The 11424-nt window shown below is 42.4% G+C and carries 13 protein-coding genes and 1 other annotated feature; of the genes, 5 read left to right on the top strand and 8 right to left on the bottom strand.

Annotated features, from left to right (window positions below):
• Window positions 1–18 precede the first annotated feature (18 nt).
• The 8 genes from LJD61_RS10635 to LJD61_RS10600 form a co-directional block, all read right to left on the bottom strand.
• A complete protein-coding gene (locus tag LJD61_RS10635; protein ID WP_255227516.1) occupies window positions 19–477 on the bottom strand; it encodes a hypothetical protein in 459 nt (152 codons plus the stop codon).
• 449 nt (window positions 478–926) lie between these two features.
• A complete protein-coding gene (locus tag LJD61_RS10630; RefSeq protein WP_255227515.1) occupies window positions 927–1376 on the bottom strand; it encodes a chemotaxis protein CheW in 450 nt (149 codons plus the stop codon).
• Between the two features lie 27 nt (window positions 1377–1403).
• The gene (locus LJD61_RS10625) at window positions 1404–1643 is read right to left on the bottom strand and encodes a DUF896 domain-containing protein (protein ID WP_255227514.1); all 240 of its coding nucleotides are present in this window, start codon (window positions 1641–1643) and stop codon (window positions 1404–1406) included.
• A gap of 31 nt (window positions 1644–1674) precedes the next feature.
• The gene (gene hutH, locus LJD61_RS10620; protein ID WP_255227513.1) at window positions 1675–3201 is read right to left on the bottom strand and encodes a histidine ammonia-lyase; all 1527 of its coding nucleotides are present in this window, start codon (window positions 3199–3201) and stop codon (window positions 1675–1677) included.
• A gap of 16 nt (window positions 3202–3217) precedes the next feature.
• Window positions 3218–5047, bottom strand: coding sequence for a YgiQ family radical SAM protein (locus tag LJD61_RS10615; RefSeq protein ID WP_456298960.1), 1830 nt, complete (start codon window positions 5045–5047; stop codon window positions 3218–3220).
• A gap of 92 nt (window positions 5048–5139) precedes the next feature.
• Window positions 5140–5697 (bottom strand): RNA 2',3'-cyclic phosphodiesterase, encoded by a 558-nt coding sequence (gene thpR, locus LJD61_RS10610; RefSeq protein WP_255227511.1) that lies wholly within the window; start codon window positions 5695–5697, stop codon window positions 5140–5142.
• Between the two features lie 19 nt (window positions 5698–5716).
• Window positions 5717–5956, bottom strand: a complete 240-nt coding sequence (locus tag LJD61_RS10605) for a hypothetical protein (RefSeq protein ID WP_255227510.1) — start codon at window positions 5954–5956, stop codon at window positions 5717–5719.
• Between the two features lie 110 nt (window positions 5957–6066).
• Entirely contained in the window at window positions 6067–6330 is a 264-nt protein-coding gene (locus LJD61_RS10600) for a YkuS family protein (protein WP_255227509.1), read from the bottom strand.
• Between the two features lie 238 nt (window positions 6331–6568).
• On the opposite strand from LJD61_RS10600, the gene LJD61_RS10595 reads away from it, so the two are divergent.
• The 5 genes from LJD61_RS10595 (at window position 6569) to ilvB (ending at window position 11409) form a co-directional block, all read left to right on the top strand.
• A complete protein-coding gene (locus tag LJD61_RS10595; protein ID WP_255227508.1) occupies window positions 6569–7528 on the top strand; it encodes a M23 family metallopeptidase in 960 nt (319 codons plus the stop codon).
• A 16-nt stretch (window positions 7529–7544) separates the two neighbouring features.
• Complete coding sequence (locus tag LJD61_RS10590) at window positions 7545–7925, top strand: bactofilin family protein (protein WP_255227507.1); 381 nt, start codon at window positions 7545–7547, stop codon at window positions 7923–7925.
• A gap of 159 nt (window positions 7926–8084) precedes the next feature.
• Window positions 8085–8346: a binding site (T-box leader), on the top strand.
• A 44-nt stretch (window positions 8347–8390) separates the two neighbouring features.
• On the top strand, window positions 8391–8618 hold the full coding sequence (locus tag LJD61_RS10585; RefSeq protein WP_255227506.1) for an ACT domain-containing protein: 228 nt from the start codon (window positions 8391–8393) through the stop codon (window positions 8616–8618).
• Window positions 8619–8725: 107 nt separating this feature from the next.
• Window positions 8726–9718, top strand: coding sequence for a ketol-acid reductoisomerase (gene ilvC / locus LJD61_RS10580; RefSeq protein ID WP_255227505.1), 993 nt, complete (start codon window positions 8726–8728; stop codon window positions 9716–9718).
• Window positions 9719–9750: 32 nt separating this feature from the next.
• The gene (gene ilvB, locus LJD61_RS10575; RefSeq protein ID WP_255227504.1) at window positions 9751–11409 is read left to right on the top strand and encodes a biosynthetic-type acetolactate synthase large subunit; all 1659 of its coding nucleotides are present in this window, start codon (window positions 9751–9753) and stop codon (window positions 11407–11409) included.
• The last annotated feature ends 15 nt before the right edge of the window (window positions 11410–11424 follow it).

The raw sequence follows: 11424 nt of genomic DNA, 5'->3' as shown, positions 1-11424 counted from the left end.
AAAGCGGCTTCACGCCGCTTATTGAACAGGTTGAAAATACGTAAGATACCAGCTGTCATTTTGTTTTTGCATCTCGATCCTATAGCATCCTTCCATGACCTCAATACCCTCCTGCCCTTTCAGATCCCATATTATCTTTCCTTCAAGCAGGACATTGTCTCCATATTTTTCTATCTTCTTATTCTGAAAATCAAGGGAGATCACCGGCTCCATATCAGTGGGATATTCCTTGAGGTAAGCAAAGGTTTCCAGATCTTCTTCCAGCAGCTTTCCTGAAGCAATGGAATTCATATCGCAATGAAAAGCATCATAATCATAATCCTCTTCCAGAATTTTATTCCAAGCCTCAGACCTTCTTATAAGAAGCTCCTCGCATAAAGAATCAAAATCTGTAGAATCACCGAATGCGGCAAAGCTGATAAGCAATATCAATATCAATGATATTGATATCCCCGAATATAGTATGCTTCTTCTCATTATCCCACCTCTTTAGATTTGATCAGTGAACGAAGGCTCGTTCAAGAGATAATTATACTATATCGGATCTATGAATTTTGCCGCTTCTTGGCTTGTTTGTATAACTTTTTGTCTACATAATCGGATATATTACTTTTTCTATCGCTATCAAATAAAGTAATGCGGCAAAAGCCGCATTACTTCGCATATCATTGTGTTAAGTTATACTGTTGTGCCAGCTGATAACAAGTATAAAGCTTCAAGGCTAAGATTTTGTAAGCTTGTATATGACTGCGTCAAAACTCGCATGCAGTGTTTGTCATTACTGTTGAAATTCAAGCAAGTTATGAGATTTTCCGATTTAACAGCATATAGGCTCAAACAGTTGACGCAGCTTTTCCTATACTTCGCTAACAAACTCTAAGCCTCTTCACAAAATACTCTTTTATCAGCTGGCACAATGAGTTAACTTATACTGCTTCCAGGGATTCCTTTTCTTTAGCACTGAACAGCTTGTCCAAGTCAAGAAGAATAAGAATCCTATCCTTTATCTTGCCTATTCCTGTTATGTATTTTCTTTCTATACCGGCAATAATATCAGGAGCTGTTTCTATGTTTTCTTCATTTATTGTGGTCACTTCGGATGCGTCATCCACAATAAAACCTACCTGCTTGGCCTCAATGTTCATAACGATTATCCTGGTATCTTCATTCAATGCTTCCCCCGGGATATTGAATCTTTTTTTCAAATTGACTATGGGTATGATTTCACTTCTCAGATTTATTATCCCTTCGATGAAGTTAGGGGTGTTGGGTACCTTTACAGGCTCCTTATAGGGTACGATTTCTTTCACCTGCATAATGTCTACGCCATACTCTTCTTTGCCCAGTTTAAATACTACAAATTGAATCTCAGCCAATGATCTCTCCTCCAATACTATATTATTTTAATTTTTATGGCAATTGCATCCATGCCCATGTTTATGCTCATGCCCGCCGCAGCCGCAGTCCGAATGCGAGTCCGTAATTTCTATGGTATCCAATTGAGCCTTTACCTGGGACTTTACCCAGTCTATATATTTTCTTCTCAGCCTTTGCTGCTCGTCCTTCTCTTCCTCGGTCAGTCCGGCATCCTTTGATTTCTTTGCAAGAAAATTTATCCTGCCTATATCTTCCTTTGTGATCATTAAACCATCCTATCTATGCTTATTATTTCAATTATTCCAATTCTCCCAGAGTTTCCTCAACCGCTTTGACAAAAGCTCCCGATTTCACCATCTTATCTAATTTATCCATATCGACATACATTATTCTATCATTCTCTACCGGTGGGACATGCTTTCTGATCTCTTCGTAGGCCCTTCTTGTTCCCTTTCCGAGAACTGCCCCTTCTCTGAAGCTGATAGCCTGTGATGCGGCAAAAGCCTCTATAGCCAGCACCTTTTCCACATTGTCCAGAATGAGTCTTGCCTTTCTGGCCGCTGTGGTGCCCATGCTCACATGGTCCTCCTGGTTGGCGGAGGAAGGTATGGAATCCACGCTGGCAGGATGAGCCAGCACCTTGTTTTCCGATACCATTGAAGCGGCTGAATATTGGGTTATCATGAAGCCCGAATTCAAGCCTCCTCTTTTAGTCAAAAATGCCGGAAGATCATTGAGCTGAGGATTGACAAGACGCTCTATCCTCCTCTCGGATACATTGGCCAGCTCCGACACTGCGATACCCAAAAAGTCCATCGCAAGGGCCAAAGGTTGGCCGTGGAAATTGCCTCCGGAAATAACCATGTCGTCTTCAGAGAATATGAGCGGATTGTCTGTCGCCGCATTCAGCTCTATTGCTATAATATCCCTCGCGTAATATATGGCATCTCTGCTTGCGCCATGTATCTGGGGAATGCATCTCAGCGTATAAGCATCTTGAACCCGGAGCTCTCCCTGACGCGAGGTGAGATTGCTTCCTTCTGTAATCTTCAATACATTGTCGGCTGTTATCATCTGTCCTTTCTGGCCCCTGGCCTTGTGCACCCTTTCGTCAAAGGCATCCGTTATCCCTTTCAACGCTTCCAGGGTCATAGATGCTATTATATCTGCAGTTTTTATTATATTCAATGAATCGTATACAGTCAATGCCCCTATGGCAGCCATTACCGGTGTTCCGTTTATCAATGCCAGGCCTTCCTTGGAAGTGAGCTCCACCGTGTTTATATCTGCTTTTAACATGGCTTCTCTTCCGGGCATTCTCTCTCCTTTATATATGGCTTCACCTTCACCAAGCATAACAAGGACCATATTGGCGAGAGGCGCAAGATCTCCGCTGGCTCCTAAGGAACCCTTCTCAGGTATTATGGGGTGGACGCCTTTATTCAGCATTTCCAGCAATGTGTTGACTGTTTCCAGCCTTATTCCCGAAAATCCTTTTGCCAATGCATTGGCGCGCAGCAACATAACTCCTCTTACGGTTTCCTCGGGAAGAGGATTTCCCATAGAGCAAGCATGGCTTACTATCAAATTCCTTTGAAGAGCTTTCGTATCCTCCTTGGATATGTAGGTATCGCTGAATTTCCCGAAGCCTGTTGTGATTCCATAAACCACTGCTTCTTTCTCCACCAGGCTGTCTACATACTCCCTGGATTTTTTAATCTTGGATACCGCCTCCTGAGATAGTTCTACAAGAAGGCCATTTCTTGCAACATCGACCACATCCTTTATGGTCAGGTGCTCTCCGTCTATGCGCAAATGTCCCATCAGATCACTTCTCCTTTTATTTAGAATTATTTTTAGTTTTTCTTTTAGTCATTTTATTTCCCTTTACAGCTTTATGAAAAGCCTCTTTAGGCTTTGGCCTTATAAGGCATTGGCTGCCGTAGCCGATCAAATCGGTCCTTTTCGCCAGATTAAGAGCTTTAAAAACCAGGTCATAATTCTTAGGATTTCTATATTGTATCAAGGCTTTCTGCATGGCCTTCTCAGCCGGACTCTTCGGTACATATACTTTCTCCATAGTCCTCGGATCAAGCCCCGTATAGTACATGGCCGTAGATAAACTGCCCGGCGTCGGATAAAAGTCCTGTATCTGTTCCGGATTATATCCCATATCCCTTACGTATTCTGCCAGCTCTACCGCAGCTTTCAAGTCTGATCCCGGGTGCCCCGACATCAAATAAGGAACCAGATATTGATCCAATCCAAGCTTTCTATTTGTTTCAAAATATTTATCCTTAAATCTATCATATACTTTTTGGCCGGGTTTTCCCATGAGTTTTAATACTTTTTCAGATATATGCTCAGGAGCTACCTTCAGCTGGCCGCTTACATGATGTTTGCACAGCTCCTTCAGAAATTCATCGCTTTTATCCTGGAGCACATAATCATATCTTATGCCGGAGCGGATAAATACCTTTTTTATATTAGGCAAAGCCCTGATTTCTCTCAAAAGCTTCAGGTAATCTTTATGATCCACTATCAGATTCTTGCAGGGGGCAGGGAACATGCACTGTCTTTCTCTGCATACGCCTTCCTTCTCCTGCTTTTTACAGGCTGCCTGCCGGAAATTCGCCGTAGGGCCTCCCACATCATGTATATATCCTTTAAAATCCGGAGCTTCCGTCATAAGCTTTGCTTCTTCCAGTATGGATTCATGGCTTCTTTTTTGTATTACCCTGCCCTGGTGAAAATTGAGAGCGCAGAAAGAACAGCCTCCATAGCATCCTCTATGGGAGGTTATGCTGAATTTTACCTCCTCAAGGGCCGGTATTCCCCCTTTGCCTTCATACACAGGATGATAATTTCTCGCATAAGGCAAAGCATATACGCTGTCCAGCTCATATTGGTCCAAAGGCTTTGCCGGAGGGTTCTGCACCAGATACCTGTCCCCATGGGGCTGTACGACTATTTTTCCTGTCTCATAATCCTGCTCTCTGGATTGGATCAAAAAAGCCTTGGCATATTTCTTCTTATCGGATGCAACCTCTTCCCAGCTATTGATAAAGGCAGCATCCCTCAGGCCTTCCATCGAACTGGTGATATAAGCAGTACCATTTACATAATTGATATACTTTATATCTATGCCCCCGGATAAAGCTTCGGCAATCTCTTGTATGGGTTTTTCTCCCATGCCGTATATCAGCAGATCCGCCTTAGAATCAAAAAGGATCGACCGCCTCACCTTATCATCCCAGTAGTCGTAATGAGCAAACCTCCTCAGGCTTGCTTCTACTCCCCCTATTATTATGGGGACATCCTTGTAAGCCTCTCTCAACTTGTTGCAATATACTATCAATGCCCTGTCAGGTCTGGCCCCTGCCTTTCCTCCGGGCGAGTACAGATCTGTCCTTCGTCTTCTCTTTAAAGAAGTATAATGGTTGACCATAGAATCTATATTTCCTGATGAGACTAAGAAAGCGTATTTAGGCTTTCCCAATATCATGAAGCTTTCTTTCTCTCTCCAATCAGGCTGCGGTATTATGCCCACCTTAAATCCCAAGCTGTCCAATAATCTTGTTATTATTGCATGGCCAAAGCTCGGATGATCTACATAGGCATCGCCGCATATATAAATAAAGTCAAACTGTTCTATCCCGCGTTCCTTCATATCCTCTCCGGATATGGGAAGGAATGCTGATGTATCAATGTTTTTCAAATTTTCCACCACCTATCGGCCCATTTGCCTGTTTGCCCATTCTCTCATTTGCCCGTCAACCGAAAGGTTGATATAGGAGTATATATTCTTTTGCCTTGGATTTCTTCACTTTTTATCAATGAAACTTCCTCCGCATCTATGACAGGTATATCCTTCAGATCTATAGATTCCCTCAGCTCCGCAAAGCCGGTTTTAAGTATCAGATCCTGGGCGATGGTTATGTGAGGCATGTATGGCCTTTTCTCCTTATCAAAGCCGCAGCCTTCCAAACCTTCCTCAATTTTCTTATATAGAAGGTCAAGGGAAGCCAAAGAGCCGCCAAGGCCCAGCCAAAGAGTCCTGATATTGCCTTTACCTCCGAAAAAACCTATATCTTCAATGTTTAAGCCGAAGCTCCCCACTTCTTTGGCAGAAGCCTCCAGCACCTTGTTTATAGAGGGTATTTGTTCTTCAGATATCTCACCCAAAAACTTCAATGTTAGGTGAAAATTGCCCATATACTTAAATCTCCCCTTCCGGGAGCTTTCCCTGACTATGGACTGAACGGCTTTAATCCCGTCCTTGACCTTTACATCAAAATCTATGCCTATAAATGTTCTCATAAAAATTTACCAGCCTTTATTACATATTGTATCTTACGGAAAGATAATAGGATAGAAAAAAAACTGCAATTCCGGATATAAAAAGTATGAAGCCCCAGGGAAAATCTTTTTTGTTTTCCGGTTCAACCTCTTTATATATGGGAGTCTTCATGACCTTTTTTTTAAACACAGTAAATGAAGCGACGATCATTATACCTCCGATAAAGGAGGATAAAATGCCTATCCAGAATAAAATATCTATTAATTTCGACAGATTCATATAAGACCAACCCCGCATTTTTCAAATTGAGCACATAGTATAAAAAATAAAGCATGTCAAAGGTATCTTCCTTACACATACTTTATTTTACTATATTTTTCTGATTATTACTACTTTTGTATATTGATTATCTCATCATATATTTCTTCGGGAGACATTCCTGAAGCATCGATAACCCTTGCCTTTCCTATTGCATCCTGCATACCCATAATATTTATATCGGTACCTGAAACGACTACTGCATCATACCTGTTCATTGTCCAAGAAGATCCCATCTTTTGGCTGCTGAATTCTTTTACGCTGATATCTTTATTCTCAAGGTATTCTTTCACATTGTTTAAATTCGGCTCTACACCTACTTTAAGCTTCCCCATACTCCAACCTCCTTTTTGAATTTTTTTATACCTAACATTATTTATGAACAAATCTGCTTTAAATATTCATATTTCAGCACATGCTGTTTTTGTCATTTTTGGAGGAAGGATTTTATCCCTGTTTTACATTTTTTGTCTTGTACCCGGCATGTTCTTTGGTTAAAATATATTTATATTACAATTGTGTTACAAACATATTTCTTTTTTTTAGTTTTTTACATGTAAAGGGTGATAAATATTGAAAAAAGCTTTGGTTAGCAGCAAAAAAAGCCACGCTACGTTTTTGTACATACCTGAAAACCAGTCTTCGGTCAGATCCGTAAGGATGCCTATATGGGGACCAAAGGTTCTGGCATGCATATTGGGAGCACTTATTATATATTCGTCTTTTTCTGCATATGCGATAAACCATCTTAAATTTCAGTATGAAACAAGCAAAAAAGACATCAGAGCCCTTACGGAGATAAATAATTCTCAAAAAGCGGAAATCGAATGCCTCAACCTAAATGCACAAAAAATCCAGATGCAGCTTGAACAAAATATAGCTGCCTTAGAAGAAGTAAAAGCCGCTGTGGGGCTAAAAGACAAAGCTTCCGAAGAAACAAAGATAACAAAAGCTCCTATTACTGTTTCTCAAGCAACTGACAAAAATATTGCTCTGCCGTTTGTCAGCGGAAACAGCTATGATTTGTCTGCAGAGCTATCATCTCTTCAGACCTCTTTATTGAGTTTATCAAAAAAAACTATGAATCAAAAAACCGAAATCGACAAGTCAGTGGCCTCCATTAAAGACCGGCTCGATTATTTGCGATGTGTTCCTTCCATAGCTCCTGTAGTTGCAAAGATTACAGCCGGATACGGTTATAGAAGGAATCCATTTACCAGCCGCGGCAGCGAATTTCATGATGGAATAGATTTTGGAGCCCCATATGGGACAAAAGTGGTCGCTACCGGCGACGGCGTAGTGTTGTTTGCAGGCTACCAGTCGGGATACGGCAGGATGGTCATCATATCTCATGGCTATGGCCTGACCACATCCTATAGCCACAATTCATCCATTTTAGTAAAAAAGGGTGATAAAGTAAAAAGAGGCCAGGCAATATCCAAAGTAGGAAGTACAGGCAGAAGCACCGGCGCCCATCTTCACTACGAAGTCAAACTTAATGGCAAAAATGTAAATCCGGCAAAATATTTTTAACAAAGGAGAGTTGAATATGTTCAATTCGAATAAAAAAAGCATGCCCATTAATACCGATAGAATCGACACTTTGGTGGGGAAGAATACAGGCATTGAAGGTGCGCTGACTGCTGAAGGCACTGTCCGTATAGACGGCAAATTAAAAGGTGATGTGACTCTCTCAGGAAACCTGGTAGTTGGAGAAGAAGGCTCAATAAAAGGCAATGTGAAAGCCGACAGCATAATGTTGTCCGGTATCATAGAAGGAAATATAACCGTTGTAAGCCAACTCCACCTGACTCCCACTTCAAAGCTGATCGGCGACATAGATGCCAAGAACATCATTGTGGACGAAGGTGCAATATTTCATGGTAACTGCAAAATGGCAGCGGCGGAAGCTGCTGTTGCAAAAGAGTAGTTGAATAGAAACTCAACTGCTCTTTTTTTAAATCCATATATTTTTTCAAATTTGCTATTGACAAATGAATAAATATACTATAGAATGAAAAACAATTTATCCGATAGCTAGCCCCCGCTGATTCAAATAAGCGTAGCTAAGCTCGCGGACAAGGTGAATTTAAAAGTATTGACGGAGAGAAAAGTGTCCGGATTTAATCACAGAGAGCCGGTGTTTGGTGGAAACCGGTATTAGAAGGATATGCAATGATCACTCCCGAGCTGCCGAGTCAAAAGGCTTTATGCCGAGTAGATAAGGCCGGTTTGCTCGCCACCGTTACATGGCTAGGGTTAAAAGAATTTATTTCTTCGACCTGAAGAGGCTGTTGGTGTGAACTTACAGCGAATATGGGTGGTAACACGGATTAAACCCCGTCCCAAAATTTATATTTTGGGGCGGGGTATTTTATTTTTAGGAGGTAATCATATGGAAAAACTTCTGGTGGCCAAAGTGAGCAATGAAATCGATGTGCTTATGAGAGTCAGCGGGATCATAAGGCGAAAAGGCTTCAGTATGAAAAGCATACATATGGAGCAAGCAACTGAAAACCAGGCAAATCTCAAGATTATGCTGTCATATCAGGATAAGAGCGTAGATCAGTTGATGAACCAGATAAAAAAATACAATGATGTATATGAAGTGAGCATCGTATAAAAAACTATAGGGCTTTAAGAAAATCATCAGGTCAAGTCAGCATTATTGCAGCCAGACTTGCCTATGAGTATAAACAAAATTTTTTTAACAGATTGGGAGGAATTATCATGGCAAAAATGTATTATGAAAAAGACGGGAGCCTGGAATTATTAAAGGGAAGGAAAGTTGCAGTCATAGGCTTTGGCAGCCAGGGACATGCACATGCGCTAAACCTTAAGGAAAGTGGCGCAGATGTGGTAGTAGGCCTCTATAAAGGCAGTAAATCATGGGAAACTGCCGAAGCTTCAGGATTGGAAGTCATGGAGGTTGGTGAGGCAGTGGCTGTGTCCACAGTGACAATGATACTGATACCGGATGAAAAGCAGAGAAAGGTTTATAAAGAATATATAGAAAAAAACCTTAAGGATGGAGATGCACTGGCCTTTGCCCACGGATTTAACATCAATTACGGACAGATCACCCCACCGGCAAATGTGGATGTATTCATGATAGCTCCGAAGGGTCCCGGACATCTTGTCAGGAGAGTTTATCAGGAAGGCAAAGGGGTCCCCGCTCTATTGGCCGTACATCAGGATTACACCGGAAAGGCCAAGAATCTGGCCCTGGCTTATGCAAGGGGACTTGGGGCCTTGAGGGCAGGCGTAATAGAAACTACCTTCAAAGAAGAGACAGAAACGGATCTCTTTGGAGAGCAAAGCGTATTATGCGGCGGTATTACAGAACTCATAAAAGCCGGCTTTGACACTTTAAGGGAAGCGGGCTATCAGGAGGAAATAGCATATTTCGAATGTCTGCATGAAATGAAGCTTATCGTAGATCTTTTATATGAAGGCGGCTTCGAAAGAATGAGATTCAGCGTAAGCGATACCGCCGAGTATGGAGATTATGTTACAAGCAAGAGGATCATAACAGAAGAAACAAGAAAAGAAATGAAAAAAGTGCTGGCAGAGATCCAAAACGGTGAATTTGCCAAGGCATGGATAGTTGAAAATATGACAGGCCGCCCTGTCTTCAATAAGAGAAAAGAACAAGAATTAAATCACCCCATAGTAGAGGTGGGCAAAAATCTCAGAGAAATGATGTCATGGCTTAAGAAGTAGGTGAGCAGCGGCTAACAGAAAGGAGATTGGACATGGAATACACTGGTGCTGAAATAGTCCTCAATTGCTTAAAGGAGCAGAGGGTGGATACCATATTCGGCTACCCTGGAGGTGCCGTAATACCTCTTTATGACGCTTTGTTCAACTATCATCATGATTTTCTCCATGTATTGACCTGCCATGAACAAGGAGCAATACATGCCGCCGATGGTTACGCCAGATCAACGGGCAAAGCAGGCGTATGCTTTGCAACCTCCGGTCCCGGTGCTACCAATACCGTCACCGGAATTGCAACAGCCTATATGGATTCGGTACCCCTGGTGGTGTTTACGGGGCAGGTACCTCAAAGCCTCCTTGGGAGAGACTCTTTTCAGGAAATTGATATAACCGCAGTCACATTCCCGATCACAAAATACAATTACCTGGTAAAAAGCGTTGAGTACCTGCCGTCCATAATAAGGGAAGCCTTCAGTACGGCCATGAGCGGGCGCAAAGGCCCGGTGCTCATCGACATACCAAAAAATATTTTTACTGCAAAGGGTGAATATATTTCGGCAAGCAGGCTTATGGAAAGAAAAAAATCTTCTCCCGTTGATGATAGTTTATTATGGGAAGTTGTGGAAGCAATCGATGCATCAGAAAAGCCCGTGATCTATGCAGGAGGAGGGGTAATTCACGCCGGTGCGGAGCCGGAGCTTTGGGAACTGGCAACAAAAGCTTCCATTCCTGTCGCCAATACGCTTATGTCCTTAGGATGCTTTCCTATGGACCACCCTCTCTCCCTTGGGCTTGTAGGCATGCATGGCCATAAAGAGACAAACCTTGCGGTTACGGAGAGTGATCTGATAATTGCTGTAGGCGCCAGGTTCAGTGATAGAGTGATAGGAACTAAGGATAAGTTTGCTCCCGGAGCAAGAATAATTCATATAGATATAGACGGATCAGAAATAGGAAAGAATAAAGAAGTTCATTTTCCTCTTGAGGGCAATGTAAAGGATACTCTGAGGGCTCTTGCCGATAAGGTTCGCGAAAAGGATAGAAGTCAATGGCTGAGCAGCATAAGAAGCTTGGCCCCCAAAGGGAAGCGGCATCCTGATGCCTTCTCTCCGGCCAATATATTGGCGCTTGCTCAAGGAATAGTTGGCAAAGATTCAATAATAGTGACAGAGGTTGGACAGCATCAGATGTGGGCAGCTCAATACTGCAAAGTAGACTCTCCCAGGAGATTTCTCACCTCGGGAGGATTGGGCACGATGGGTTATGGGCTTGGCGCTTCAATCGGAGCCCAAATTGCAAATCCTGATAAGAAGGTCCTCCATATAGCAGGGGACGGTTCCTTCAGAATGAACTGCAATGAGCTGGCCACCGTATCAAAGTATAAGCTGCCGATCATAACTCTTCTTTTCAATAACGGGAGCCTGGGCATGGTAAGGCAATGGCAGGGTTTATTTCAAGAAAAGCGGTACTCCCAAACAGATCTCACAGATGATGTGGATTATATGAAGCTCGCCTCCGCTTACAGGTTAAACGGAGCAAAGGCTGAAAATCTGGTACAGCTTGGAGAAGCGCTTTTTAAAGCCATAGACTCAAAAAAGGCCACTATAATAGAATGCATGATTGATAAAGAAACAGGAGTCTATCCTATAGTGCCTCCCGGAATGCCTATTAATAATATGATAACCGGGTCCTAAATTTTGCCGGATAGA

The organism is Lutispora saccharofermentans (genome assembly GCF_024363565.1).
In the GTDB taxonomy this organism is placed as follows: domain Bacteria; phylum Bacillota; class Clostridia; order Lutisporales; family Lutisporaceae; genus Lutispora; species Lutispora saccharofermentans.
This window is presented reverse-complemented; position numbering and strand designations above follow the sequence as displayed.

Bases quoted from the DNA above. Each gene is read 5' to 3' on its own strand.
- LJD61_RS10605 (WP_255227510.1), bottom strand. From the start codon at position 5,956: ATGAATCTGTCGAAATTAATAGATATTTTATTCTGGATAGGCATTTTA.
- LJD61_RS10635 (WP_255227516.1), bottom strand. From the start codon at position 477: ATGAGAAGAAGCATACTATATTCGGGGATATCAATATCATTGATATTG.
- LJD61_RS10625 (WP_255227514.1), bottom strand. From the start codon at position 1,643: ATGATCACAAAGGAAGATATAGGCAGGATAAATTTTCTTGCAAAGAAA.
- LJD61_RS10600 (WP_255227509.1), bottom strand. From the start codon at position 6,330: ATGGGGAAGCTTAAAGTAGGTGTAGAGCCGAATTTAAACAATGTGAAA.
- LJD61_RS10590 (WP_255227507.1), top strand. From the start codon at position 7,545: ATGTTCAATTCGAATAAAAAAAGCATGCCCATTAATACCGATAGAATC.
- ilvC (WP_255227505.1), top strand. From the start codon at position 8,726: ATGGCAAAAATGTATTATGAAAAAGACGGGAGCCTGGAATTATTAAAG.
- LJD61_RS10615 (WP_456298960.1), bottom strand. From the start codon at position 5,047: ATGAAGGAACGCGGGATAGAACAGTTTGACTTTATTTATATATGCGGC.
- LJD61_RS10585 (WP_255227506.1), top strand. From the start codon at position 8,391: ATGGAAAAACTTCTGGTGGCCAAAGTGAGCAATGAAATCGATGTGCTT.
- ilvB (WP_255227504.1), top strand. From the start codon at position 9,751: ATGGAATACACTGGTGCTGAAATAGTCCTCAATTGCTTAAAGGAGCAG.
- thpR (WP_255227511.1), bottom strand. From the start codon at position 5,697: ATGAGAACATTTATAGGCATAGATTTTGATGTAAAGGTCAAGGACGGG.
- hutH (WP_255227513.1), bottom strand. From the start codon at position 3,201: ATGGGACATTTGCGCATAGACGGAGAGCACCTGACCATAAAGGATGTG.